26 protein-coding genes are annotated in these 24,306 nt (G+C 46.1%); 11 read left to right on the top strand and 15 right to left on the bottom strand.

Translation table 11 applies throughout. The annotated features are described in order from the left end of the window. Positions 1 to 41: 41 nt before the first annotated feature. The gene (locus tag IE074_RS04630; protein WP_189384271.1) at positions 42 to 941 is read left to right on the top strand and encodes an MBL fold metallo-hydrolase; all 900 of its coding nucleotides are present in this window, start codon (positions 42 to 44) and stop codon (positions 939 to 941) included. Positions 942 to 1,034: 93 nt separating this feature from the next. Here the strand turns inward: IE074_RS04630 and IE074_RS04635 are convergent, their stop codons facing one another. Continuing rightward, positions 1,035 to 1,934 (bottom strand): LysR family transcriptional regulator, encoded by a 900-nt coding sequence (locus IE074_RS04635; protein ID WP_189384272.1) that lies wholly within the window; start codon positions 1,932 to 1,934, stop codon positions 1,035 to 1,037. A 140-nt stretch (positions 1,935 to 2,074) separates the two neighbouring features. Here IE074_RS04635 and IE074_RS04640 point away from each other — a divergent pair, with 140 nt between their 5' ends. The 4 genes from IE074_RS04640 (at position 2,075) to IE074_RS04655 (ending at position 4,708) form a co-directional block, all read left to right on the top strand. After that, the gene (locus tag IE074_RS04640) at positions 2,075 to 2,617 is read left to right on the top strand and encodes a cytochrome b (RefSeq protein ID WP_189384273.1); all 543 of its coding nucleotides are present in this window, start codon (positions 2,075 to 2,077) and stop codon (positions 2,615 to 2,617) included. Positions 2,618 to 2,639: 22 nt separating this feature from the next. Continuing rightward, the gene (locus IE074_RS04645; protein WP_169292914.1) at positions 2,640 to 3,212 is read left to right on the top strand and encodes a YceI family protein; all 573 of its coding nucleotides are present in this window, start codon (positions 2,640 to 2,642) and stop codon (positions 3,210 to 3,212) included. Positions 3,213 to 3,274: 62 nt separating this feature from the next. Then, complete coding sequence (locus IE074_RS04650) at positions 3,275 to 3,844, top strand: YceI family protein (RefSeq protein WP_169292913.1); 570 nt, start codon at positions 3,275 to 3,277, stop codon at positions 3,842 to 3,844. Between the two features lie 159 nt (positions 3,845 to 4,003). Further along, positions 4,004 to 4,708: a glutathione S-transferase N-terminal domain-containing protein gene (locus tag IE074_RS04655; RefSeq protein ID WP_189384274.1), complete on the top strand. Its 705-nt coding sequence runs from the start codon at positions 4,004 to 4,006 to the stop codon at positions 4,706 to 4,708. Here the strand turns inward: IE074_RS04655 and IE074_RS04660 are convergent, their stop codons facing one another. Both IE074_RS04660 and IE074_RS04665 read right to left on the bottom strand, forming a co-directional pair. Continuing rightward, positions 4,709 to 5,377, bottom strand: coding sequence for an OmpW/AlkL family protein (locus tag IE074_RS04660; protein ID WP_189384275.1), 669 nt, complete (start codon positions 5,375 to 5,377; stop codon positions 4,709 to 4,711). It abuts the gene before it with no gap. A 143-nt stretch (positions 5,378 to 5,520) separates the two neighbouring features. Beyond that, a complete protein-coding gene (locus tag IE074_RS04665; RefSeq protein ID WP_189384276.1) occupies positions 5,521 to 7,386 on the bottom strand; it encodes a bifunctional metallophosphatase/5'-nucleotidase in 1,866 nt (621 codons plus the stop codon). A 126-nt stretch (positions 7,387 to 7,512) separates the two neighbouring features. Between IE074_RS04665 and map the strand changes: the two genes are divergently transcribed. Next, positions 7,513 to 8,310 (top strand): type I methionyl aminopeptidase, encoded by a 798-nt coding sequence (map, locus tag IE074_RS04670; protein ID WP_189384277.1) that lies wholly within the window; start codon positions 7,513 to 7,515, stop codon positions 8,308 to 8,310. Between the two features lie 124 nt (positions 8,311 to 8,434). Here map and IE074_RS04675 read toward each other — a convergent pair whose 3' ends face one another. Next, the gene (locus IE074_RS04675; protein ID WP_189384278.1) at positions 8,435 to 8,752 is read right to left on the bottom strand and encodes a TehB family protein; all 318 of its coding nucleotides are present in this window, start codon (positions 8,750 to 8,752) and stop codon (positions 8,435 to 8,437) included. A gap of 253 nt (positions 8,753 to 9,005) precedes the next feature. Here IE074_RS04675 and IE074_RS04680 point away from each other — a divergent pair, with 253 nt between their 5' ends. Continuing rightward, positions 9,006 to 9,623, top strand: coding sequence for a tetratricopeptide repeat protein (locus tag IE074_RS04680; RefSeq protein ID WP_189384279.1), 618 nt, complete (start codon positions 9,006 to 9,008; stop codon positions 9,621 to 9,623). A 69-nt stretch (positions 9,624 to 9,692) separates the two neighbouring features. Here IE074_RS04680 and IE074_RS04685 read toward each other — a convergent pair whose 3' ends face one another. Together IE074_RS04685 and IE074_RS04690 are read right to left on the bottom strand one after the other, a co-directional pair. Then, positions 9,693 to 11,021 carry a ferredoxin reductase family protein gene (locus IE074_RS04685; protein ID WP_189384280.1) on the bottom strand — a complete coding sequence of 443 codons (1,329 nt, stop codon included), beginning with the start codon at positions 11,019 to 11,021 and terminating at the stop codon, positions 9,693 to 9,695. Positions 11,022 to 11,360: 339 nt separating this feature from the next. Then, positions 11,361 to 12,881: a catalase gene (locus IE074_RS04690; protein WP_189384281.1), complete on the bottom strand. Its 1,521-nt coding sequence runs from the start codon at positions 12,879 to 12,881 to the stop codon at positions 11,361 to 11,363. A 343-nt stretch (positions 12,882 to 13,224) separates the two neighbouring features. Here IE074_RS04690 and IE074_RS04695 point away from each other — a divergent pair, with 343 nt between their 5' ends. Next, positions 13,225 to 13,647 carry a copper resistance protein NlpE gene (locus tag IE074_RS04695; RefSeq protein WP_189384282.1) on the top strand — a complete coding sequence of 141 codons (423 nt, stop codon included), beginning with the start codon at positions 13,225 to 13,227 and terminating at the stop codon, positions 13,645 to 13,647. A gap of 78 nt (positions 13,648 to 13,725) precedes the next feature. On the opposite strand, the gene IE074_RS04700 is transcribed toward IE074_RS04695, so the two are convergent. Next, positions 13,726 to 14,958 carry a CaiB/BaiF CoA transferase family protein gene (locus IE074_RS04700; RefSeq protein WP_189384283.1) on the bottom strand — a complete coding sequence of 411 codons (1,233 nt, stop codon included), beginning with the start codon at positions 14,956 to 14,958 and terminating at the stop codon, positions 13,726 to 13,728. A gap of 114 nt (positions 14,959 to 15,072) precedes the next feature. Here IE074_RS04700 and IE074_RS04705 point away from each other — a divergent pair, with 114 nt between their 5' ends. The 3 genes from IE074_RS04705 (at position 15,073) to IE074_RS04715 (ending at position 17,394) form a co-directional block, all read left to right on the top strand. Continuing rightward, complete coding sequence (locus tag IE074_RS04705) at positions 15,073 to 15,333, top strand: helix-turn-helix domain-containing protein (RefSeq protein ID WP_189384284.1); 261 nt, start codon at positions 15,073 to 15,075, stop codon at positions 15,331 to 15,333. Between the two features lie 4 nt (positions 15,334 to 15,337). Further along, positions 15,338 to 16,690 (top strand): type II toxin-antitoxin system HipA family toxin, encoded by a 1,353-nt coding sequence (locus IE074_RS04710; protein ID WP_189384285.1) that lies wholly within the window; start codon positions 15,338 to 15,340, stop codon positions 16,688 to 16,690. 236 nt (positions 16,691 to 16,926) lie between these two features. Further along, positions 16,927 to 17,394, top strand: a complete 468-nt coding sequence (locus tag IE074_RS04715; protein ID WP_189384286.1) for a PfkB family carbohydrate kinase — start codon at positions 16,927 to 16,929, stop codon at positions 17,392 to 17,394. 177 nt (positions 17,395 to 17,571) lie between these two features. On the opposite strand, the gene IE074_RS04720 is transcribed toward IE074_RS04715, so the two are convergent. The 8 genes from IE074_RS04720 to IE074_RS04755 form a co-directional block, all read right to left on the bottom strand. Next, the gene (locus IE074_RS04720; protein ID WP_229793884.1) at positions 17,572 to 17,844 is read right to left on the bottom strand and encodes a Dabb family protein; all 273 of its coding nucleotides are present in this window, start codon (positions 17,842 to 17,844) and stop codon (positions 17,572 to 17,574) included. Between the two features lie 99 nt (positions 17,845 to 17,943). Continuing rightward, complete coding sequence (locus IE074_RS04725; RefSeq protein WP_189384288.1) at positions 17,944 to 18,705, bottom strand: SDR family NAD(P)-dependent oxidoreductase; 762 nt, start codon at positions 18,703 to 18,705, stop codon at positions 17,944 to 17,946. A gap of 80 nt (positions 18,706 to 18,785) precedes the next feature. Continuing rightward, positions 18,786 to 19,508, bottom strand: coding sequence for an ABC transporter ATP-binding protein (locus IE074_RS04730; protein WP_189384289.1), 723 nt, complete (start codon positions 19,506 to 19,508; stop codon positions 18,786 to 18,788). Further along, positions 19,495 to 20,232, bottom strand: coding sequence for an ABC transporter ATP-binding protein (locus IE074_RS04735; RefSeq protein ID WP_189384290.1), 738 nt, complete (start codon positions 20,230 to 20,232; stop codon positions 19,495 to 19,497). Before IE074_RS04735 ends, IE074_RS04730 begins: the two co-directional genes overlap by 14 nt. Before the next feature lie 9 nt (positions 20,233 to 20,241). Beyond that, on the bottom strand, positions 20,242 to 21,186 hold the full coding sequence (locus tag IE074_RS04740) for a branched-chain amino acid ABC transporter permease (RefSeq protein WP_189384291.1): 945 nt from the start codon (positions 21,184 to 21,186) through the stop codon (positions 20,242 to 20,244). After that, positions 21,183 to 22,043, bottom strand: coding sequence for a branched-chain amino acid ABC transporter permease (locus IE074_RS04745; RefSeq protein ID WP_229793885.1), 861 nt, complete (start codon positions 22,041 to 22,043; stop codon positions 21,183 to 21,185). Before IE074_RS04745 ends, IE074_RS04740 begins: the two co-directional genes overlap by 4 nt. A 47-nt stretch (positions 22,044 to 22,090) precedes the next feature. After that, complete coding sequence (locus tag IE074_RS04750) at positions 22,091 to 23,299, bottom strand: ABC transporter substrate-binding protein (protein WP_189384293.1); 1,209 nt, start codon at positions 23,297 to 23,299, stop codon at positions 22,091 to 22,093. 88 nt (positions 23,300 to 23,387) lie between these two features. Further along, complete coding sequence (locus tag IE074_RS04755) at positions 23,388 to 24,290, bottom strand: NAD(P)-dependent oxidoreductase (protein WP_189384294.1); 903 nt, start codon at positions 24,288 to 24,290, stop codon at positions 23,388 to 23,390. Between the last annotated feature and the right edge of the window lie 16 nt (positions 24,291 to 24,306).

Raw genomic sequence — 24,306 nt, forward strand, 5'->3', positions numbered from 1 at the left:
CGGCAAGACTATTATTTCCCTATTACAGGAGTGCCCCGTCCATGAATGATTTAAACATCCCGCAAGCCGATCAATTAATCAAACCGCTGGTGACCGCTTTTTTTGATGAGCAAACCAATACCTATTCCTATATTGTGCAAGACCCGCTTTCCAAGGCTTGCGCCATTGTAGACCCAGTCCTGAATTTTGATTCGCCATCGGGTACAACCAGTTACGAAGGGGCAGACGTCATTATTGCGGCGGTTAAACAGCAGGGTTTGCAAACCGAGTGGATTATTGAAACGCATGCCCATGCCGATCACCTCTCTGCCGCTCCTTATATCAAGCATACCCTGGGCGGGAAAATTGCCATTGGTGAAAAAATAACCACCGTTCAGCAAACTTTTGGCAAATTGTTTAACGACGGGCCTGGTTTTGCACGTGATGGAAGCCAGTTTGATCATTTGTTCAAAGAAAACGAAACCTATAAAATTGGTCACCTGACAGCCACTGCCTTATATACGCCTGGTCACACGCCTGCTTGCATGAGTCATGTGATTGGTGACGCCATTTTTGTAGGTGATACCATTTTCATGCCCGATGGCGGTACTGCCCGAGCCGATTTTCCAGGTGGTGACGCAGCTGAACTTTATCGCTCGATTCATAAAATCTTAAGTTTGCCGGGTGATTACCGTATATTTGTGTGCCACGATTATGCGCCCAATAATCGGCCTTATGCCTGTGAAACCACGGTGGCAGACCAGGTTACTCACAATATTCATGTGAAAAAAGGGATTAGTCTGGAAGAATTCGTGTCAATGCGCCAAACCCGTGACAAGACCCTTGGCATGCCACGTCTTATTTTGCCATCCCTGCAAGTAAACATAAGGGCGGGAAATATGCCGGAACCCGAAGATAATGGGCTTGTGTATTTGAAATTGCCGGTGAATGCTTTTAAATAAACATTCAAACAGATGAGTCTTTGAAAAGCGGGAAATGCATATTGTTTAATCGGGTAAACGCATTTGATGTATCCGGTTTATCAGACATTTTACTCAAGAACCTTGCATTTCCTGCTTGAACAAATCAATAAATGCCTGGGTCCGTGTGGGTAACAGTCGTCTTCCGGGGGTTACGCACCAGACCGTATCGGCAGGCATGGACCATTCAGGCAAAATGCGTACCAGGTGGCCTTCTTTTTCATACGCACGCGCAAACATTTCTGACAGCCCCACAATGCCCATGCCCTGGGCAGCCAGGTCTTGGTGCAAACCAACCGAATTGGATGAAATCCTGTGCAGGGGCAAGCCTACCCACTCTTCTTTATCATTGTTCAGTTTCCAGGGAAGAAAATCACCCCGGCTGTTAATTAATACCATCCCTTGATGTTTAAGCAAATCCTCGGGTGTGGTAGGTGTGCCGTGTCTTTTCAGATAAAACGGGTTGGCATAAAGGCCATTATTCAACACTGCTATTTTGCGAGCAACCAATGTACTGTCATCGGGCAAAGAAGGGGCAATACGAATGGCAATATCAAAACGCTCCACAATCAAGTCTACCCTTCTTGCCGATAAATCCAACTCAACGGAAACCTGGGGATACTGACGGGTAAATTTCTCAAGGAACGAAACCAGGGCAAATTCCTTGAATTCGGTGGGCAGGGAAACCCGTAATTTTCCCTGTGGTGTGGTTTGCCGATTCTGGGCAAATGCGCTGGCTGCCTCGGTTTCTTCCAGCAGACGTTTGGCATGCTCCAGTACCCCCTCACCAAAATCGGTAATGGCCAGTTTGCGGGTACTGCGGGTAATCAGTTTTTCTCCCAGCAGGGTTTCCAGTTCACTGATACGCCGTGACAAGGTGGATTTGGGCAGTCCCGTATGATCGGAAGCCGCAGAAAAACTGCCATATTCCATAATATGGGCAAACAAAATCAAGTCATTCGCATTTAAAACCATGGATTTGATCCCTTATTATTCCATTGATGGGACAATTATATCCAAATTAAGTGCTTCTGCTTTCAGACAGTATTGAATAGAATGTTAAACATCAATAAGTCATTATTTACACATCAGGAATTTTTTAAGGAAGCGGTTCCATGCGTCAACGATATACCCCTACCGCTATTGCCATTCACTGGTTAATGGCTTTGGGCTTAACGGGCACCTTTGCCCTGGGCTTTTATATGCAGGATCTGCCCTTGTCTCCGTCGAAGCTGCAATTTTATGCCTGGCATAAATGGGCGGGTATTGCCATGCTGATATTGGTGTTTGTCCGGCTTGCCTGGCGCATAACGCATGCCTCACCTCCATTACCTGCCTCCATGTCCGGATTCATGCGATTTATGGCGCATGCGGCTCATTGGGTGTTGTATGCCCTGATGATATCGATTCCTTTTAGTGGCTGGCTGATGAGTTCAGCGCAGGGATTCCAGGTAGTCTGGTTTGGCGTTTGGCCTTTACCGGATCTGGTGGGCAAGGATGCAGCGCTGGGTGAATTACTGAGCACCGTGCACTGGGTCTTGAATTACGCTTTACTGGTTTTTGTGGTTTTACATATTGCTGCGGCGCTTAAGCATCATATTGTGGACAGGGATGATATTTTGACACGCATGATCCCGGTTCTGGAAAAACAGAAATAAGCGAAATTATCAGGAGAAATTAATGTTGAAACAGCATTTGCGTCATTTTTTTACCGCTACAGCCTTGTTGCTTGCCATGACGGGTACTGTCAGTGCGGTTGAATATAAAACCATTGATCCATCGGCCAGCAAATTGTCTTTTACCTATAGCCAGATGAACGTCAATATGGATGGGCACTTCAAGCAAGTCAATGCATCACAATTCAGTTTTGATCCTGCCGTGCCGGAACAGGCTCGTGTGATCATTGAAATACCGCTTGCGGATATTGATGCCGGTTATGGTGAAGCCAATGAAGAATTGAAAAAAACCGAATGGCTGGATATATCCACTTATCCGGTTGCCAAATTTGAGTCTGTCAAGGTCCAGGCCTTGGGTGACAACCGTTTCCAGGTGGATGGCAAGCTTGACATCAAGGGCAATACCCGTGACGTATCCATTCCATTCACGTTTTCTGAAAAAGACGGTCAGGGTATTTTTGAAGGTGAATTTGCTTTCAAACGGGCCGATTTTAAAGTGGGTGAAGGCATGTGGGGAGATTTTGGCATTGTAGCCAATGACATCCGGATTACATTCAGTGTGGTGGCAGGACAATAATCCTGTCGGTTTATACCCAACAATATATTTGAGTTATTTTTTATTAAATGAAAGGATTTATCATGAAAAAACATCTTATTGCAGCCGCGTTTGCAACGCTTATCGCTTCACCTGCCTTTGCGGCCACCGAAACTTATAACATTGACCCAAGCCATACATTCCCGCGCTTTTCTTATGACCATATGGGCATGTCCAAGCAGATTCTGCGTTTTAACAAAACCTCAGGCACTGTACAGCTGGACAAGGAAGCCAAAACCGCTGCCGTTGATATCACGGTAGACATGAAATCCATTGATACCGGTTTTGAACTGTTTGATGAACATATCCAGGGTGAAGATTTTCTGGATACAGGTAAATTTCCAACCGCCACGTTCAAATCCACCAATGTGGTCTTTGAAGGTGATAAGCCGGTCAGCATCGACGGTGACCTGACCATCAAGGGCATTACCAAACCGGTAACCCTTACCATCACTTCTTTTGTCAATATGCCTCATCCCATGTTGAATAAAGATGCCATTGGTGCCAACGCCACCGCCGTCATCAAGCGGACCGAATTCAATGCCGGTAAGTTTGCACCCGGCGTGGGTGATGAAGTTACACTGGATATCGCATTGGAAGCCGTCAAGCAATAATCGGATTATTTGAATCATGCCCGATATGATTTTCATATCGGGTCGTTGCAAATCATTCCTTGCTGGCACACATAACAAGCGGGCTCTTTAACTGGGCCCGTATATTTGCCAGGATGTATTCGGATTGATGGCTGTTTATTTTTTCCACAGGAGTTTTACATGTCGGATTTATCGGATTTCCCCATTACCAAACGTTGGCCCGCCCAGCATCCTGACCGTTTGCAACTGTATTCATTGGCCACTCCCAACGGGGTCAAGGTGTCAATCATGCTGGAAGAAATCGGTTTGCCTTATGAGGCTCATTACGTGGATTTTGGAGAAAACGAAAGCCATACACCTGAATTTTTGTCATTGAATCCCAACGGCAAGATTCCGGCCATTCTGGATCCGAATGGTCCTGGTGGTAAACCCCTCCCCCTGTTTGAGTCAGGTGCGATTTTGCAATACCTGGCTGAAAAATCGGGTAAATTGCTGCCCACAGAGCCTGCCCTGCGTTACGAAACTATCCAGTGGGTGCATTGGCAGATGGGCGGTGTAGGTCCCATGTTTGGGCAACTGGGCTTCTTTTACAAATTTGCGGGCAAGGAATATGAAGACAAACGTCCTTTGGAACGATATCGTGCCGAATCCAAGCGTTTGCTGGGTGTGCTGAATACGCGCCTTGAAGGCCGGGATTGGGTCATGGGCAATGAATACACGATTGCCGATATTGCCTTGCTGGGCTGGGTGCGTAACCTGATTGGTTTTTATGAAGCCAGGGAGCTGGTTGATTTTGACAGTTTTGGGAATGTAGCCAAATGGCTGGATCGTGGTCTTGCCAGACCTGCTGTGCAACGCGGGCTGGCAATTCCTGTAAAACCCTGATTAGAAGCGGTAGCCAACGCCAACGGTGGCTACCCAAGGGTCAATCTTGGCGGTTCCAATCCGTTTTCCGTCAAGTTTGACCTTGGAGTCGATATCGATATAGCGCAAATCGGCATTCATGAACCAACGTTCACTTAAGCGGATATCAACACCCACTTGTGCGGCAATGCCCCATGAGTCTTCAAGCTTGAGCTTTTTGAAACCAAGGGTTTTAAGCGCACCCTGGGGTTTGGTATCAAAGAACGTTGTATAGTTTAAACCTACACCAACGTAAGGCTGGATGTCTGCATCCGGGAGGAAATGCCACTGTACGCTAAGGGTCGGTGGCAGATGTTTTGTTTTACCGATTTTTCCGAGATCGCCACCCAGGTCTGTTGCATCGCCATAAATTTTATGGCTGAATGGTGTTGCCGCCAGTAATTCTATGCCGACATTTTTAGTGGCCATGTAAGTGAGGCTAAAGCTGGGTTGCATGTTGTTGCTAACGTCCAGATCTATGCCTTTGGGAACCAACCCCTTGCCTACGGTGCCGTTATTGGACTTTGGCATGACACCGGTGACGCCTGCCTTGACAAGCCAGTCGCCAGCTTCGTGGGCCAAGGCCGGTGTTGCGGCAAAAATACCCATGGCCACTAAACAGCCGGTTACTACTTTTGGTGTGAACTGCATCAGATTTCTCCACAAACAGATAAAAATTACATCAGGCTCTAGGTTGATGCAAAAGGTAACTGTTTGTCTTGAGCCATATCAAACTTTGTAATAGGTTTGAAACAATACATTGTTTGATATCAAACGCCTCTGATATTCCACCCTTATTTTTTGAGAAAACCAAGCCATTTATCCAGGGATGGCATGCCCTTTATGGTTTGCGTACTGTATTCCGGGTCGGGCAAACGCTCAAGCGTCGGGTGAGATTGCACGTATTTGAGGAAACTGTCTGCATAGGGCAGAAAAGTATCTTCACGGGCAATCCCTGGTGCCGTGGCAAAGTGCTGATAGCCATCCTTGCCATCTGCCAGAAAATCAATGGTTATCACTTTGTAAGTGCTTTCCGGATTCAGGGCCACCCAGGAACCGTCTTCCTGCCGGGTTTGCAAATTAGTCAGCCGATTCTGCTTTGGTGCCATCAGGTCAAGATCCCAACGCAAGCCAGCTGCATAAGGGTATGAACCGGTATTGCCGGCAAGCACCGAGTCAATGGCATCTTCCAGCACTTTTTTGAGATCATGGCCTTTCATGGTTAGTCTGACCAGCATGTTTCTGAATGGCAGAACAGTGTAAATATCTCCAACCGTTATCGGTCCTGCCACAATATCCGTGCGGACGCCACCGCCATTTTGAATCGCGATATCGGCTCCACCAAAATGTTTCCCCTGCATTAGAAAGGCATGGGCGACCAATTGCTGCATATCTCCGCCATGAGGATTGGGATGTTGCCTGACATCACAGCCAGCCAGTTTTGAGTTGCCAGCCCCGGCCAGGCCAGGGAATCGGCGACTGCAAATATCGTAAGGGGCTGTGCCAACCGGTTGGCTGGCAAATGCCAGCAGTTTTTCACGATGCGGTTCAAGCACTGACTGTGCGCTGGTAGCCGGTTCAATGGGCATGATTTCTGTTTGTGCAGCCAAATCGGCCAGAATGGCTTGTTGTTCCTGGACGTTGACGGGATTTCCCTTGCGATTGAAATCGGTACCGATGAGTACATGTGCTTGTCCCTGGCAATCACTGACGTTACCATCTGCATCAAAACGAACATTGAGTTCACCGACTACTGAACTGTACTGCCAGGCCTGCACCAGACAAACCGGCTGATGATCGGCATTGACAAGTCGTGTGGGGTAAGGTCCCTTGGGTTCCAGACCATAATCATCCAATGCTTTGCTGCCCAGTAAGGTATGGGAATCGCCACCTATAATCACATCGACCCCCGATAATTGCTGTGCCAGTTTTTGTTCGGCAGCATAACCCAGGTGGGCCAGCACGATAATCCGGTTAATGCCTTGCTCAGTCAGCCGGTTAATTTCATTTTGCACCGCTTCAAGTTCATCACTCAGGATCGTGCCCGCATCAGGACGTGAGGCGTTTTGAGTTTTATAGGCAGTGGTTACACCCACGATACCGATTTTATGGCCGCCACGTTCCAGCACAATAAATGGTTTGATGACGTTGCCGCCCAGTGGCGAATTGGGACCAGGCTTAAGATTGCTGGAAAGCAGTGGTGTCTGGCAGTTTGGATGACTCCCGAGCATTTCGATAAAGTTGAATAATGCCAGATCACCCAGGTCCAGTTCGTGATTACCAACGGTCATTGCATCAAAACAGACGGTATTCATCAGGTCGGCATCGGCCTGCCCCGCTGACAGGCTATGGTAAAGCGTGCCGGTTGTGGCATCACCGGCATGCAGTTTCAGAACATTTTCCTTGTTTTGGGCCAGTGATTCAAAAGCAGCGGTTACTCTTGCGAATCCACCCATGCTGACTGAAACCGGTTCACGTTGAGGTTGTTTACCTGTCTTTAATAACAGGCTGCCAGGATAGTCATCCAGATTGGAGTGGTGGTCATTGATATGCAGAATAGTCAGTTCATTGGCGTTTGAAACAGGAGTCGGGGTTTGCCCAATAGCAATACCCGAACAGCATAGACCCAGAATGAATACGAATGACTTGTGCAATTTCATGACTTTACCTTTAGATATGCTACGGAATATGCTAGCAGAAAGCCAGGCATGGAACGTCAGCAAAATAAAAAAAACTGAAATGTTATACTCATAACAATAAATTTCGACTATTAAGAGTATCCGATAATGAGCAGGAAAAAAGTCCCCATCAATACGCAGGAAGATATCGCCAAAGCCCGAGAAGCCGCAAGGTTGGCTGCAGATGTCCTGCACATGATTGCACCTTACGTTCAGGCAGGTATTACCACCGAAGAACTGGACCGGATTTGTCACGATTATATTGTTGATGTACAGAGGGCCATTCCAGCCAACGTGGGGTATTGCGGGTTTACCAAAACCATTTGCGCATCGGTCAATCACGTCATTTGTCATGGCATTCCCTCACCAGGCAAGGTACTCAAGAACGGTGACATCATCAATATTGACGTTGCCGTGATTAAAGATGGCTGGTATGGTGATACCAGTCGCATGTATTTTGTGGGTCCGCCCAGTACCTTGGCCCGTCGTCTGGTTTACACAACGTATGAAGCCATGCGCGCCGGTATCATGCAGGTTCGTCCCGGTGCTACCCTTGGTGATATTGGCCATGCCATTCAAACCGTTGCCCACCGGGAAGGTTTTAGTGTGGTACGTGAGTATTGCGGACATGGTATTGGCAAAATTTACCACGATGAACCACAGGTGCTTCATTATGGCAGTCCTGGTCAGGGCCTGAAACTTGAACCGGGCATGATGTTTACCATCGAACCCATGATTAATGCCGGTAAAAGACATTGCAAGCAACTGGCGGATGGCTGGACGGTTATTACCAAAGACCGCTCCCTGTCGGCCCAGTGGGAACATATGGTGGTGGTGACTGAAGATGGTTTTGAAGTACTGACCCAATGGCCCGAGCACATGCCTGAATATCCCACGATTCCGTGATGAAAAAATCTTGTATGCTATAGCCAGTGTTGGTTATGGCATGCAAGATGGTGTGATTTTTGCCTGGCATCGTACCCGTTTTTTGATGTGGTGGCTTCTGGTTTAAAAAAATGGCCTTGGTGAGTTATGTGTTATCGGGTCTTTTGACATGATTCTTTGACCGGTAAAAATCAATCTGGAAACTGCCAGGTTGTTCAAAACCGACGTGATGGGCAGAGTCGGGGGCAATCACGATTTGTTCACCGGTGTTCAGGACAACCTCTGTGGGTGGTTCTGTTTCATAGGTAAAACGCAATGTTCCGCTAATAACCCTTAACAATCCATAGGTACCCGGTTTGATGAAGTGGCTGGCTTTCAGCCTTTCCGGTAAGGTATCAGGGGTGAACACGGGTGATTGGCTGTAGCATTCCAGCCCTGGCGGCATGGTATCGGGTAATGTCATGACGGTTGTCTCCTTGTAAGCTGTTAAACCGGAACCCGGTTGGGTACGTTTTGGTATTACCTTAACCATTTTATGATCCGATTTTTCACACCCTTGCCATAATTTAGCAATAATCGTTAAATATTAGTGATAAATCAATGAAATTGAATATGAGATCTAATAACATGGGCAGGTAATATTATCTTTTTATCTGTATATGGCAGATGGGAAGCACACTTAAAAAGAGGTTCGAATGCAGATTAATGGCATTACTTTGAAAAGAATATCTTTAGGGATCCTTTGTTCTTTAACGGTTGTGACCAACGTGCATGCCGATATCGCAAAAGGCAAGGCTGCTTATGAACAATACGATTTTGATACTGCATACCAAGAGTATAAATTAGAAGCTGACAAGGGCAATACCGATGCCATGATTTTAATTGGCGGTTTATATGAAGACGGTCATGGTGTTGAAAAAAGTTATGATAAGGCGCTTGAGCTGTACCAGAAAGCAGCCGAACTAGGTAATGGAGCAGCTTTCAATAGCATGGGGCTTATGTACCGTTTTTCCCGTGGTGTTGAGCAGGATTACACTAAAGCCATAAAAATGTTTGAAGAGGCACTTAACCGGAAAAACACCGATGCCCTTACCAATCTGGGGTTAATGTACGAAAGGGGGTATGGTGTATCTGACAATAAAATTGTTGCCTGGGCCTTGTACAATCAGGGTAAAACCATGAAAAATCCTGATGCGGTAAAACTGTTCCTGAGTGTTGAAATGGGTATGAGTAAAGACGATATTGCCAAAGCCCGCGACTTGTATCGTGAAATGTATAAGTCACCTGAAGATACCGTTTCCATTCTTCAAATGTATCTGGATAAGAATGATTAATCCAGGTGTTATATAAAAAAGGGCCGGTTCATAATTTTGAACCAGCCCTTTTTCAATGAATGAATTACTTTACCTCATGTCAAACAGTTCCTGATGGAAATCATCTTCAGACAGGCCTTTTTGTATCATGTCTTTTTTTAGCGATTTTCCAAAACCTGCCGGGCCACAGAACCAGATATCGGCTGTTTGCCAGTCTGGCACGATGTTGCAAATCCGCTCGGCATTTAGATGCGGATCTTTACCCGAGACAATGACATGCAAGGTCACTTTTGCCTTTTGTGCGAGTTTCCTTAGCCTTTCAATAAAGTCCTCTTGTGGTGCGCTGGTGCTATAAAACAAGTGGATTATCTGGTTATGATTTTCAGTGCTTAATTTTTGCAGGCGGGCAATAAATGGGGTAATGCCAATGCCACCACCTATCCATATCTGTCTGGGTTTGTCTCCATTGAACATGAAGCGTCCATAAGGACCCTCAATACTGGCCAGATCACCTTTTTTAAGGGTTGTTGGCATGACATTGGTGTAGTCACCCAGACCCTTTACCATAAAGCTGATATTACCGTCATTGTTCCATGAAGAAGATATGGTAAATGGATGCGCTCCTTCATTATTATCAAATGTGACAAAAGCAAATTGACCGGTTTGGTGGCTCTGCCAATAGCTTAACAGTTTGATATCTATTTTGAGGACCCGATTATCTGTAAAGTATTCCAGGTTACTGATTTCTCCGATTGCTTTGCGGTAATGGCCTACTTTTCTAGACAGGGATATGATGGCAGCGACGGTGCCTCCGAACATGAGAAGCAGCATGACAGGCCCGATGGATTCCCGCCAGTAATAAAAAGGCATCAGCACTACAGAGTGAAATACAAGAAACAGGTAAACAATAGGCAGCAATCGATGCGTTTTGAAAAAGTGCTTATAGGGAAATTTTTTAATCAGAGCAAGAGAAATCAATATTACGACGGCATAAAATGCCCATTCCCCAATGCTTTCAGCCAAGCCACGCTGTGACTGGAAAAAGCTGAAAATGGCATTCGCCGGCTCGGCCCGTGGTCCACGGGCAGGCCTTTCCAGCATGCCCCAACCCACCAGCCATTTGGGTACTTTCACCAGAAGCCAGTGCATAATGGATATGACGAGCCCTGTAATGCCAAGCCATTTATGCAGGCGATAGGTTTTATCCAGCCCGCCGGTTAAGGGCTCCATAAAAACAGGACGCAAAGCCAGGATCATGGCAATGCTCATGGTACCTATTCCAATAATACCGGTATGACTTAACAAAGAAGATCGAACGGCAAAAAACTGGTTGTTTTGCGAAAAAATGGTATCGGTCATCAGCCAGAGTAATGTCAGTATTACCAGAATGGCGAAAAATGAAACTTTGATTTTTTTCATGGCTTGATCCTTGCATTTACCCGCACAGGAAATAGGTGAGGAAAATATTTTGATTACACCATTGTAACCTTATGTTAATACCAACTGAATCAGTATCAGTTGGTATTTTTAATTTTGAGCTTACATTCCAAAATGTGAGTGAGAGAAATCAAAGGTCAATGTTATTGCCGTATTTACATGGTTTCATTGAGTTTCAATTGGGGAATAGTTGTTTTTTGGATAGATGCCCCAAGATATTTTTTAGCATAAAAAGAAACCCCCCAAAACCGGTTTTTTCAGGTTTTGGGGGTTATTCAGGCGAACAGCTTTATTGCCTTTGCCAACTATTCAGGCAGGTGATTACAGAAAACCGGGTTGTCCTTTGGCCGGGTCTGTTTCACGGGCTGCCTGTGCGTCGGCCACAGTCATGCCCAATGCTTTGGCAACACCTTCACCATACGCCGGATCGCAGGCATGGCAGTTACGGATGTGACGGTATTTGATGAAATCAAGTGCATCACCCATGGCGGCTGCCGTGTTGTTGAACAAGGCCTGTTTCTGCGTATCGCTCATTAAATTGAACAGGGCACGTGGCTGACTGAAGTAATCATCATCATCCTGGCGGTAATCCCAGTAATCGGCATCACCGTTGATTTTCAGTGGCGGCTCTTTATACTCGGGCTGGGCTTGCCACTGATGGAAGCTGTTGGGCTCATAGTGCGGCAAACCACCATAGTTACCATCAACACGGCCAATACCGTCACGGTGGTTGGAATAGACCGGGCAACGTGCCTGGTTTACAGGGATTTGCTGATAGTTGGTACCTAAACGGTAACGCTGGGCGTCAGCGTAGTTGAACAAACGGGCCTGTAGCATTTTATCGGGTGAAACACTAATACCGGGCACCAGATTGCTGGGGGCAAAGGCAGACTGTTCAACATCCATGAAGAAGTTCTCGGGGTTGCGGTTCAGTTCAAACTCACCCACCTCAATCAATGGGTAGTCGCCATGCGGCCAGACTTTGGTCAGATCGAACGGGTGATAAGGTACTTTTTCAGCATCGGCTTCTGGCATGATCTGGACACACATTGTCCACTTCGGAAAATCACCATTTTCGATTGAATTGAACAGGTCACGCTGGTTGCTTTCGCGGTCTTTACCAATTACGGCTTCCGCTTCAGCGTCTGTGAGGTTTTGAATGCCTTGTTGGGTGCGGAAATGGAATTTAACCCAGAAACGTTCGTTTTGTGCATTGATGAAGCTATAGGTATGGCTGCCAAAACCGTGCATGTGACGGTAAGATTTGGGAATACCGCGATCAGACATCACAATAGTAACCTGATGCATTGATTCGGGCAGCAGCGTCCAGAAATCCCAGTTGTAGGTGGCATTGCGCAGGTTGGTGCGCGGGTCGCGTTTAACGGCTTTGTTCAGGTCGGGGAAGTTGCGTGGATCACGGAAGAAGAATACGGGGGTGTTGTTCCCCACCATATCCCAGTTACCTTCCTCGGTATAGAATTTCAGGGCAAAACCACGAATGTCACGCTCAGCATCAGCAGCACCGCGCTCACCGGCAACAGTTGTGAAACGGGCAAACATCTCGGTTTTTTTACCCACTTCAGAGAAGATTTTGGCACGAGTATATTTGGTAATATCATTGGTTACGGTAAAAGTGCCAAATGCGCCCGATCCTTTGGCATGCATACGACGCTCAGGAATCACTTCGCGGGCAAAATTACCCAGTTTTTCATGCAACCAAACATCCTGGGCCAGCAAAGGTCCACGTGGGCCAGCAGTCAAGCTGTTCTGGTTATCGGGAACAGGTGCGCCAAAATCGGTAGTCAGGTGGGTGACGGGACATTTTTTGATATCTTGACTCATTGCATTTCTCCATTGTATGGGTGAGTTTCCCGTTTGGGAAAACACTTGATGGTTCCAATATAGCACACCTGTATTCAACGTAAATTTGCATTATTTTATGTTGATAATAGTTTTATTGTATAGATTATAAAAAACAAATAAAATATACCCATAATTAGGATGGGTGTAAAAAAATCCTGATAGATTATTGCGTGCTATCGAGCTGTATTTTTACGGTACTTGCCGTTGCGCAGAGATGGCATGCTGAATCCAGCTGTATTACAGTGGCATTACCTTTGCCAACCCGGCTGCAGCTGGTATTAAGCAAAGGCTTAATTTTTTAACTTTAAAAGGCAAATTTGAAATGAGAAAAACCGGATTGGCGATATTGCTTGCTTCTTTTTTTGCTGTTGGTTGCGCCAGTAACCCTGACCGTGAAACCCAGGCTCCTGACATGCATACTGCTGAAATCGCGCTGGATTGGAGCGGTACTTATGGCGGTGTTTTCCCTTGTGCCGACTGTGAGGCCATCCAGGTACAACTGGAATTGCTTCCAAACAAAACCTATAAACTAAGGCAAGAATACGTGACCAACCGTCCTGGAAACAGGATTTTTGAAACCGGCGGAAAATTTGAATTCGATAAAAACAATCCTTCACTGATCCGTCTGGATGACAAGGCCGACAACAGCGTTTATTTTGTCGGGGAAGGTCATGTGGAAGCAAGAGACAGGCAAACCGGCCAGCCCATGTCTACCAGGCTGAATTACAAATTAATAAAAAAATAAACTTATTCCGGTTTTAGTCGCACGTCTCAGGGTTTCCCTGGCGTGCGAGTCCCTTAACTATTTTTTTTTACACATCGTTTAGTGTGGCAGTGTCAGTACTCCCTTGCTTTGCAAATCAGCCAGTTCCTCATCACTTAGCGCAAGCAGTCGGGTAAGGACTTCACGTGTTCCTTCACCCAATTGTGGCGGCGCATGACGTATGGGAAGACGTTGTCCGTCCAGGCGGTAAGGGGGGGCAAAAACATGGGTACTGCCGGCATCCGGGTGAGGCATTTCCTGAATCAAGCTGCCCTGTCTGGATCGTTCACTGGTAAGTGCCTCATACAAACCGGCGACTTCGCCGCATGGAATACCGCAGTCAGTCATGCGATCCAGTAACTGTTTACGCGGATACTTCCCGATAGCTTCAACCAAAAACGGCAGCAGGATGTTTCTGTGCCTGGCACGTTCCACATTGGAAATAAAGCGGGGGTCTTCAGCCAGTTCCGGGCATTCAATAACCTGGTTACAGAATTTGAAAAATTGTGCGTTATTACCGACCGCAATGATTAAGGGGCCGTCTGCCGCTTCAAACATGCCATAAGGCATGATAGAGGGATGCTCATTACCATAGCGTGGCGGATCTTTTTCCAACAACAGGGCATCCAATCCGTAATAACCGGTAATCATGATGCCACAATCATATAAAGCAAGTTCAATGAGCCGGCCCTGGCCAGTTTTACTCCGCTTGTACAGGGCGGCCAACACAGCCTGGGCAGCATGCATGCCTGTCATCATGTCAACCACAGCCACCCCAAACTTGAGTGGAGGCTGGGTGGCCTCTCCGTTCAGGGCCATCAGACCGCTCTCTCCCTGGATCACAAGATCATAACCGGGCCTTTTCGCCTCTGGGCCGCGGGTATCGTAACCGGCAATGGCGCAATAGATCAGGTCGGGTTTAATGGCTTTAAGCTGTTCATAGCCAAGTCCCAGCTTTTCAGCGCCACCCGTTTTAAAGTTATGAATGACAACATCAAACGAAGGCAGCAGCTTATAAATAAGCTGTATCCCTTCTTTGCTTTGCAAGTCTATAGTAATTGAACGCTTGTTGCGGTTCATGCTGTTGTAATAGGTCGTTTCGGTTTTACCAATACGCATACCCCAATCACGCGTATCATCGCCACGGGCCGGATGTTCCACCTTGACCACTTCCGCACCAAAATCGGCCAGTACCTGTCCGCAAAGCGGTCCTGCAAAAACCCGGGAAAGATCCAGTACGCGTATATCATCCAGTGGAAAATCTATATTTGCTGAAAGATTTGGGGTTGCCACTATTATTCTCCATCTTAAATTTGAATTTAATATAGTAAAAATATACAGATTATATTGTGTACATTCATTTTACGCATTATAATTTGTAAAATGAATATACAGCTTGGGGTTTGTATGCCTGAATTTACCGTTCGCACTGCCGAACAATTACCCATATTATTACAAGCCTTTCGTAAACAGGCCGGTTTAACACAAGCCGCCACCGCAAAACGACTGGGTATTACCCAGCAAACCTTTTCCGCTCTGGAACGTAACGCCGATAAAATAAGTACCGATCGCCTGCTGCAGGTACTAAGCCTTTTTGGGGTGGAACTGGTCTTGCGTGAAGCATGTAGTCCAACTGAACCTCAAAACTCTTCCGAACCCGTTTGGTAAGCACATGGGAAGACGCTCTCGCACCCGATCCCTGGGCCTCTGGATGAATGGCAGTTTTGTTGGTACCTGGCGTATCCAACCACATATGGGTGAAGAGCTTCAATATGATGCTAATTGGGTCTCTTCAAAACAGGGACGGCCATTATCTTTATCACTTCCTTTTACCCCAGGCAATGAGCCTCATCGGAATGATACCGTTCGCACTTATTTTGAAAACCTGTTACCGGATAGCAAGGATATTCGTGAACGCATCGCTCGCCGGTTTCAGACCAGGTCTATTGATGCCTTTACTTTATTGACCGAGATTGGCAGGGATTGTGTGGGCGCCTTGCAAATTTTGCCAGAAGGCATCACACCAACTAATGTCGAAACCATCCAGGCAACAACCATGACAGAGGCCGAAGTGGCACAGTTGCTGCGCGGTGTCATAACACCCACGCAAATGGGTGGTCCTGAATTTGATAATGATGACTTTCGTATTTCCATTGCCGGTGCACAGGAAAAAACTGCCTTGTTATGGTTCAACAATCAATGGAACCGGCCACATGGCACGACCCCAAGCTCCCATATTTTAAAGCTACCTCTTGGGCTGGTTGGCAATATGCAATTCGATCTTAGTGAATCAGTCGAAAATGAATGGCTATGTTCAGAAATTCTGGCGGCCTATGGCTTGCCAGTAGCACAAACGAAACCTTTGCAGTTTGAAGAGATGAAAGTACTGGCTGTGGAAAGATTTGACCGACGGTGGTGGAAAAATGATAGTGGCACACCTTGGTTGGTTAGATTGCCACAGGAGGATATGTGCCAGGCTACCGGTACCCCGCCTCACCTTAAATATGAAGCTGATGGAGGCCCTGGGGTAAGCCGCATCATGAGCTTACTGGAAACCTCCATACAAGCAGAACAAGACAGGAGAATGTTTTTTGCTGCACAAGTCCTGTTTTGGATGCTGTGTGCAACAGATGGACATGCAAAAAATTTCAGCCTGTTTATACAGCCAGGCGGTGTTTATAAACTCACGCCACTCTATGATGTCATATCAGCCTACCCGGTTCTAGGAGAAGGTCCCGGTAAATTATCACCTTTTCGTGCAAAAATGGCGATGGCGGTACGCTCAAAAAATCCTCACTGGATCACGCGTGATATCAGACGCCGGCACTGGGTGGCTGTTGGAGAGCGTTATGGCATTATGACAGCCGACGGTCACGATGTGCATCATATTCTTGATGACTTGGTCTCACGTACACCAGAAGTTGTACATACGGTTCGAACCAAGCTGCCGCCAAATTTTCCTGAAACATTGGCTGACAGTATCTTGAATGGCCTGCAGTCTATGGCAGACAGGCTTGCAGATTGAATAAGTCCCGCTGCATTCCACCACCTGAACCTTACTGGTTATAGGTGGCGGTAGTTCATATTTGGATAATTGATATTTAGTGTTACGGGTATCGGTATCTGTCAAGCTAGTTGGAACATAAGTCACGCGGCCTCTAACACTTTTTTGTGTTGAATGATCTCCTGGTTTTTATCGGGATTGAGCCATACTTCCCCAATCGGTTGCCAGTTACGTGTCTGACCTGACCAGCGGGCGGGATGGGCACGTTGGGCCTGTTGCCACTGTCCGACGGATTGACACCGAACGGCTTTGAACTGGCGTACCTGACCGGCATGGCGGTGAACGATATTGACAGCGTCATTGGCGCTGCCCGCAGCTTGCTGACGGGGCGTACCCAATGGGTTGCGGTAACCAGTGCCGCACCCGATACCTGGACACCATATGAGATGAAGGTTGTGCTTGTCAGCCGCAGCCAAACCAAAGTTATTTCACATTCGCGTATCCACGCCACCCCCAAGGGCACGGGTGACCTCTTCTGCGCCACCCTGACCGGACTCTGGATCAAGGGCATGGATCTGTTTGAAGCCGCCACCCAGGCGTGTGACCAGGTGGTGCAAGCCCTGCGTTATACAGAACAGGCACAAAGCGCTGAATTGTTGCTGCCGCCAATGGCGGGTGGTCATGGTAACCATGAAATACAGGTACGTGAATCGGAGTCACGATGATATCTGCGTAACCTCCAATAACATCGACAATGCACCGAAAGGCTCCTGCAATAAGAACTGATTTACCAGCTAAGGATATTTCCATCACTGTTTCACTTCTATGACAACACTAGATACCCCCAGACAAACCAGGGTCACAGGATATTTTTATTAAGATTTAAAAATTTTTGTATAAAATTAAAGTTCGTAATCCAGTACAACTGTATTGAGCGCCAGCTGGTTTATCATTTTTTTCAACAATACATGCGCCTCTGCCACTTGGTAATTATCATGTGCATTTTCGTCGACAAACTCAACCACAAATGCATGTGTATACCCATGTGCCCTGCCAGAAACATTTTTGACAAAACGCATATTAATGACATCTGTTAATTCATTTTTGATATTTATACAAAATTTCTCGATTTTCTTGTGTTCCGCTTGCGTAATATTTTTATTGAATTCAAGCATGACTATATGGTGAAACATTTGACTCTCACTTCTTGTTTATTCAGGTAGAGATGAAATCTGACTGGACGGTTTAAAGCAGCGAAGCGGCATGATTCGTCATCATGAAATGGTCAGGCCGCCATCTACCACCAATATATGACCGGTAGTTGATTTAGACTCATCAGAAGCAAGGTACAAAGCTGCATGGGCGATATCATCCGGCTGCACCAGTCCAAAAAGCTGGCCATCCAATGACTTGGACGTAACACCATCTTCCTTAAGTAACTTAAGCACACGTTCAGTCGCAGTGGCTCCGGGTGCGACAGCATTAACCCGAATCTTATCTTTTGCATACTCAACAGCCATGGAACGCGTAAGCGCACTCACAGCCCCTTTTGCCGCAGTATAAGCATCTTTACCATGAGTACCGATCAGGGCAAAAATAGATGTGCTATTGATCACAGAACCGCCATTACCGGCATCTATCATTGCTTGAATACCATATCGACATCCCAGCCAGGTTCCAAACAAATCCAGCTTCATTTTGTCCCAAAACTCATCAATTGGTGCGTCAGTAACGCGTGAGTCCCTGGCTGATGACCCACCTGCGTTGTTATAGAGCACATCCAACCGGCCATAAGTTCGGAGGATTTGTGCCACTGTATTCTGAACACTGTCGCCTTCTGTTACATCAGTCGGAATGAATAGTGCCTTTTCCCCGCCTTCTTGATTGATAAGGGCTACCGTTTCCTCTCCCGCATTTATGTCACGTTCTGCAATCACAACCGTGGCACCTTCACGGGAAAAAAGCAGTGAGCTAACTCTCCCGATACCAGCTCCCCCACCAGTAATCAATACTACTTTTCCTTCCAAGCGTTTCATAAATTTTCTCCTTGATAGATCTAGTGTTGGAATGGATCGTACTTGACACTCAAGCCAACACAAGCCACTCCAAGCTTTCCTTAGATTCCTAAATAAGCTTTGCGTACTTGTTCACTTTTAGCCAGATCATGTGCTGGACCATCCAGCAAAATCTGACCACGTTCAATGATAAAAGCATGAGTTGCAATTTCGAGTGCCATTTCAGCATTTTGCTCGACCAACATCACATCGACACCTTCTGCCGCAATATCCAGAATGATCTGGGCGATGTCATCCACAATAGCCGGAGCCAAGCCAATAGTCGGCTCGTCAAGCAAAAGCATCTTTGGTCTGGCCATCATTGCACGACCCACAGCAACCATTTGCTGTTGTCCCCCACTTAGACTCCCAGCTCTTGCACCAAGACGATTCTTGAGCGCTGGAAAACGTTCCAAAACCTCATCTAGATACTTTTTAATAGCCGTTTTATTTCTTTCCAGATAAGCCCCTGTCTCCAAATTCTCGCGAACTGTCATATCTTTGAAAAGACGCCTACCCTCCGGCACCAACACCAGACCACGCTCAACAAGACAATCCGGCGCTACTCCAGAAATATCCTCACCAAAAAACCGAATACTGCCTTTGTGTGGGGTAATTAACCCGGTAAGCGCTTTCATAATGGTCGACTTGCCCGCACCATTCGAACCCACGATTGTCGCGATAGTTCCTTTTTTAACAGAGAAAGTCACGCCATCCACAGCAGGTACAATCCCGTACTTTACGGATAAATCCTTAACTTCGAGCACGATATCATTGTTTTTCATGTCGTTTCCCCAGGTAAGCCGAAATTACGTTCGGATTGCTCTGCACTTGTTCAGGCGTTCCAGTTGCAAGAAACTCTCCGTGATCTAATACGACGATACGGTCACAGATCTCCATAACTGCTTTCATATTGTGTTCCACCAGCAAGATCGAAATACCATACTCTTGCCGCATCCTGTGAAATATTTCCAATACCGAAACTACCTCAGTCTGGTTCAATCCAGTAAGTGGCTCATCAAGGCATAACAATTTCGGTCGAGCGGCAAATGCTATGGCAATACTGACCAAGCGCTGCAAACCATGTGGCAAACTACCTGCCACATTATCCAAAACTTCAATAAGTCCCATTAACTCAGCAGTTTCACGCACTCTGGCATCGCGTTCTGCTTTATGCTTGATAGAAGAAAAGGTTCCGATCACAATATTGTCGTAGACTGTCATATCTCGAAGCATACTATCGTGCTGAAAAGTACGGACAAGACCCAATCGCGACACCCGGTCAGACTTAAACCCGGTAATATCCTGCCCGTTAAAATTCAAGGTTCCACTACTGGGTTTGAAAAATCCGCTCACTACATTGAAAGTGGTACTTTTGCCAGCCCCGTTGGGGCCAATCAATCCAAGAATTTCATTTTTATTAACATAAAAACTCAACTCATTGACAGCTATTAAGCCACCAAACCGACGGGATAATTTATCTACTTTTAGAAGTACTTGAGTATTCATAAACTCCTCCTAAACCGATGACTTTGTCGCCACAACGGGTGCAGGCGAAGATTTTTTGAAATACCGTTTCAGCCCAATTAGGCCTTCTGGCAATATGGTTACGGACAGAACAATGGCAGCACCATAGAAGATGTGTTCGTAAGGTCCAAAGCTCAGTGCAAACTGTGCCAGCAATGTTAAAACTATGGCCCCAACTACAGCACCTGAGATATGCGATTCACCACCCACTTTGAGATAGGCCAAGGCATATACCGAAAGCAGAAAACTAAAATCACCAGGACTAATCACGTTATTTCCATAGGCCATCAGGGCACCGGCTATACCGGCAACAAAGGAGGAAATCCCAACACATAGTACTTTTGCAAAGTGCACGTTTATTCCGACTGTCTCAACAATGGCATCATTATTTCGGATAGCGATCAAGACCTTCCCATAATCTGATTTTTCCAGTTTCCAGAGTAACCACAACATTCCAATTACAACAGTAACGACAAATACAGGATAATAACGTTCCAGGTATTCGGGAGGAAAGATACCAATCATGCCAGAGCTGCCACCAATGATTTCAGTCTTGGTGTAGATCATCCGAATCACTTCTGTGAAGGCAAAGCTTATTAGCATGAAATACGGTCCCTTAGCACGTAAGGTGACATAACCGAATCCGATGCTAATTAAACCTGCAATGAATGCCGCCAACACTAGTGTTAAATAGAACGGTAGGTCTAACAACACCGTGCCAGAGCCAGCAACATAAGCTCCTATCCCAACAAAACCGGCTACCGCAAAATTGAGTTCCCCGATTAGAGTAACGAAACGGAAACTCGCTGTAATTAAAACATTGATAGCCAACCATAGGACAATGCTAGCAGCCAAGCCTCCACCTGTTAGAAAACCAACCGATACAAGGATCAAGCCGAAGGCAAGAATTGCCGTCAAATAATTTGGTTTAATCATTTTCCCAATATTCCCTTTGGACGGATAAGTAATACAAACATGGTTAGCACAAACATTGAAATAGTTGCCCATGTTGGATCAAAGTAATAACCTCCAAGACTTTCCAAGACTGCAAGTAGGACACTCCCCAGAATTGCGCCCGGGATACTTCCCAGGCCACCAATAACGATGGCAATGAATCCCTTGATAAGATAATCACTACCAATAATGGTGCTGGAAACCGTAACAGGAGAGAGAAAAACCGCTGCAATAGCCGCTAAAAAGGTCGCGATGATAAATCCTGTAAGTGCAATACGTCGGTAAGGAATCCCCTGCAACATTGCTGCTTCATGATCTTCCGAAACAGCACGCAAAGCTTTTCCCATACGGCTTGATGCAATGAACCAACACATTATTGCAGACACAAGCAAAGCACAAACAGTTATGATGAATCGTTGAGTCGTTATAAAAGCGCCCAGAAAATTAATATTCCCTTCAATTAATGTAGGTAATTTATTGGGCACCCCGCCAAACACCTCTAGAAAAATCCCTTGCAACAGTAGCGACAATCCAACCGAGACAACAAATGATCCAGTCATATCTCGTTGAAAGCGTTTCAAGGCGAATTTGTAGATGAAGGCACCTAGTAAGAGCGTAAGCGAGATCGCCAAAACCCCACTTAAAGCGTAGGACATTTCCAGCGAGAGCTGATTCCCAACCAGAAAAGGAACCGTGACCCCCATCACCAGAAGCGCTAGAGTAAAGAACTCGCCATGTGCAAAGTTCACGATTTTCATCACGCCAAAAATAAGCGTTAGACCCAACGAGAACAGTATATAAGCAGCAGCAATCTGCAAACTGTTCACGAATAGTTGCATGTAGATATCCACTGAGTTACCTCCGTCAATGCGTTTCTAAATCCGAATTACTGAGCATTTTCCAGACGTTTTTTCAACTCATTGGGAATAACTCGTTCCACCTCGACTAATACACCGTCTTGAACTTGTGTGATCATGATAGGTATCAACATCTGCTGAACTGATCCATAAGTTTCTTTGCCACCAAAAGCGGTAGGACCATAAGATGTTTCAAAAACGATTTTAGGCATTTCTTTAATAATTTCTTCCGGCTCAATACTTTGTGCCGCTTCCATACCGGCCTTAAGCGCATAGACCGAATCATAGGCAGCAATCTGCAACGGATTCAACGGTTCACCAATGGCGGCTTTCATTCCCTCATTAAGCTTACGTTGTTTCTCAGTTGCTTGTTCCCCGGCATAATCACCTGCAAATCCCATGTAGACGCCATTAGCAGCTTTACCACCAATATCTACTAACTGTGCTGCACCTGTCCCCACTGGCTGTACCTTCACGCCATCCCATCCCAGCACATCAAGCTCACGGAGAACTACTCCTGCATCGGCGGGCGGAGTCACTCCCAAATCAATAACATCCGGTTTCAGAGCTGCAAGTTTCTGGGCGATCGGTTGAAATTGTGTTGTACCACGCTCATACCAGTTCACCGACACTACCTTAACACCCAATTCTTCCCATGCCTTCAGGGCTTCAGGCTCAGTCTCCTTACCTGTAGCATCATTAGGATTAAGCATTGCTACCGTCTTGATTCCTGAATGTTTAACCTTCACATAGTCGTACAACGGTGCCAGAATTTCAAATGGCGTATTAGACTGCGTTAGGGTATAGGGTTTACTTGACCCCTTAACTGACTTACCCCAGGCAGATGTAAAAAGAATGACTCCTCTACGTTCTGATAAGGACTGAAGAGCCAAAATGGGCGCGGTGCCAATGCTTCCTACTACATAACGGGACTTATCACGATTAATAATATTCTGGGCTACCTTGGTTCCCTCAGCAGCATTGTATTTATTATCATATGCACGAATTTCAAATTTATAGACAATATCTCCAATCTTGACTCCACCTGCATCATTAATTTCCGTAGCAGCTTGCTTCGCTGTCCACTCCTGACCCAATCCCCATGTTGCCGCAGCTCCCGACATAGGCACAGAAACCCCCAGAATAAGGGTCTTTTCGTCTTGAGCCAACACACTATTACCTACCAAACTCAAGGCTAGCAGTGAGCTTACAGCCAAAAATTTTCTGATGTTTTTCATTATATTCTCCTTTATATTTAAATTAATTTTTGCCGATGAACCGGCTTGTTTTTAGTGTTATGTCACAAATTGACATAGCACAAATAAATCAAGTATTACAAATCACTTTTAAGGATGGTTGACCACTGCGCATCCAACGAACCATGGCATTGCGATCATTGGAGTCCACATATTTTGAAATACCTTTAAGCAAATCCAAATCAACTTGTGCCAGCTCCGCCAATTGCAGGGCCAAGTGCAAATCCTTGCGAACCACACGATAAATGGCTTCATAAGCCTCTTCTGAGCGAGCCCATGCAGCGTACTGCGCCCTACCAACCTGAGCATCGGCAGTCAAAAAATTCAAGCCAGTACTAATCGCTAAAATAGGTGAAAATTTTTCAAAAGACACTCCGTGTCTTTCTGCCAAATCAATAGCTTCAGCAGTCAAAAACATATTTGTCACACACAGCATGTTATTGATGACCTTCACTACTTCTGCGGAACCTAGTGCACCACAATGAAAAATATTGTTCCCCATTGACTCCATCAATGGCATAACACGCTGGATATCCTCCTGCTCACCACCCAGCATGATTGTGAGAGTCCCTTTTTCAGCTCCAACAATCCCACCACTAACTGGTGCATCAATCAGACTTGCTCCTGCTAAATCAAGCGCTCCTTTAATGATCTGTAAGGTATCTGGCAAAGTCGTGCCCATTATGCAAATAAGCGGATGCCGGCCTTCAGGGATGGCTTTTGCCAACCCTTCTTCCCCAATCAATGCGTCTTTGATTTGCTCATCATTAGCTAGTAGAACAATAATGACATCCGCACTGGCACAGTCAGGTGCTTTAGTTGTCACCTTCACACCTGATTGTGCAAAAGAAGCAAGTACGCTTTCATTGAGATCGCAAACAATCAATTCATATCCTGCAAGCTGTACGTTGCGAGCCATTGGTGCTCCCATATTGCCAGCACCAATAAATGCAACTGTTTTAATCAAACTCATGATTAATCCTTACTCA

It is taken from the genome of Advenella faeciporci (assembly GCF_014652395.1).
In the GTDB taxonomy this organism is placed as follows: Bacteria; Pseudomonadota; Gammaproteobacteria; order Burkholderiales; family Burkholderiaceae_B; genus Advenella; species Advenella faeciporci.

Coding starts and splice junctions, on each gene's coding strand:
- IE074_RS04730 (WP_189384289.1), bottom strand. CDS start 19,508: ATGAAAAACAATGATATCGTGCTCGAAGTTAAGGATTTATCCGTAAAG.
- IE074_RS04735 (WP_189384290.1), bottom strand. CDS start 20,232: ATGAATACTCAAGTACTTCTAAAAGTAGATAAATTATCCCGTCGGTTT.
- IE074_RS04710 (WP_189384285.1), top strand. CDS start 15,338: ATGGGAAGACGCTCTCGCACCCGATCCCTGGGCCTCTGGATGAATGGC.
- IE074_RS04725 (WP_189384288.1), bottom strand. CDS start 18,705: ATGAAACGCTTGGAAGGAAAAGTAGTATTGATTACTGGTGGGGGAGCT.
- IE074_RS04640 (WP_189384273.1), top strand. CDS start 2,075: ATGCGTCAACGATATACCCCTACCGCTATTGCCATTCACTGGTTAATG.
- IE074_RS04685 (WP_189384280.1), bottom strand. CDS start 11,021: ATGAAAAAAATCAAAGTTTCATTTTTCGCCATTCTGGTAATACTGACA.
- IE074_RS04755 (WP_189384294.1), bottom strand. CDS start 24,290: ATGAGTTTGATTAAAACAGTTGCATTTATTGGTGCTGGCAATATGGGA.
- map (WP_189384277.1), top strand. CDS start 7,513: ATGAGCAGGAAAAAAGTCCCCATCAATACGCAGGAAGATATCGCCAAA.
- IE074_RS04695 (WP_189384282.1), top strand. CDS start 13,225: ATGAGAAAAACCGGATTGGCGATATTGCTTGCTTCTTTTTTTGCTGTT.
- IE074_RS04665 (WP_189384276.1), bottom strand. CDS start 7,386: ATGAAATTGCACAAGTCATTCGTATTCATTCTGGGTCTATGCTGTTCG.
- IE074_RS04660 (WP_189384275.1), bottom strand. CDS start 5,377: ATGCAGTTCACACCAAAAGTAGTAACCGGCTGTTTAGTGGCCATGGGT.
- IE074_RS04645 (WP_169292914.1), top strand. CDS start 2,640: ATGTTGAAACAGCATTTGCGTCATTTTTTTACCGCTACAGCCTTGTTG.
- IE074_RS04750 (WP_189384293.1), bottom strand. CDS start 23,299: ATGAAAAACATCAGAAAATTTTTGGCTGTAAGCTCACTGCTAGCCTTG.
- IE074_RS04675 (WP_189384278.1), bottom strand. CDS start 8,752: ATGACATTACCCGATACCATGCCGCCAGGGCTGGAATGCTACAGCCAA.
- IE074_RS04635 (WP_189384272.1), bottom strand. CDS start 1,934: ATGGTTTTAAATGCGAATGACTTGATTTTGTTTGCCCATATTATGGAA.
- IE074_RS04740 (WP_189384291.1), bottom strand. CDS start 21,186: ATGATTAAACCAAATTATTTGACGGCAATTCTTGCCTTCGGCTTGATC.
- IE074_RS04650 (WP_169292913.1), top strand. CDS start 3,275: ATGAAAAAACATCTTATTGCAGCCGCGTTTGCAACGCTTATCGCTTCA.
- IE074_RS04630 (WP_189384271.1), top strand. CDS start 42: ATGAATGATTTAAACATCCCGCAAGCCGATCAATTAATCAAACCGCTG.
- IE074_RS04655 (WP_189384274.1), top strand. CDS start 4,004: ATGTCGGATTTATCGGATTTCCCCATTACCAAACGTTGGCCCGCCCAG.
- IE074_RS04705 (WP_189384284.1), top strand. CDS start 15,073: ATGCCTGAATTTACCGTTCGCACTGCCGAACAATTACCCATATTATTA.
- IE074_RS04745 (WP_229793885.1), bottom strand. CDS start 22,043: ATGCAACTATTCGTGAACAGTTTGCAGATTGCTGCTGCTTATATACTG.
- IE074_RS04690 (WP_189384281.1), bottom strand. CDS start 12,881: ATGAGTCAAGATATCAAAAAATGTCCCGTCACCCACCTGACTACCGAT.
- IE074_RS04715 (WP_189384286.1), top strand. CDS start 16,927: ATGGGCACGTTGGGCCTGTTGCCACTGTCCGACGGATTGACACCGAAC.
- IE074_RS04720 (WP_229793884.1), bottom strand. CDS start 17,844: ATGCTTGAATTCAATAAAAATATTACGCAAGCGGAACACAAGAAAATC.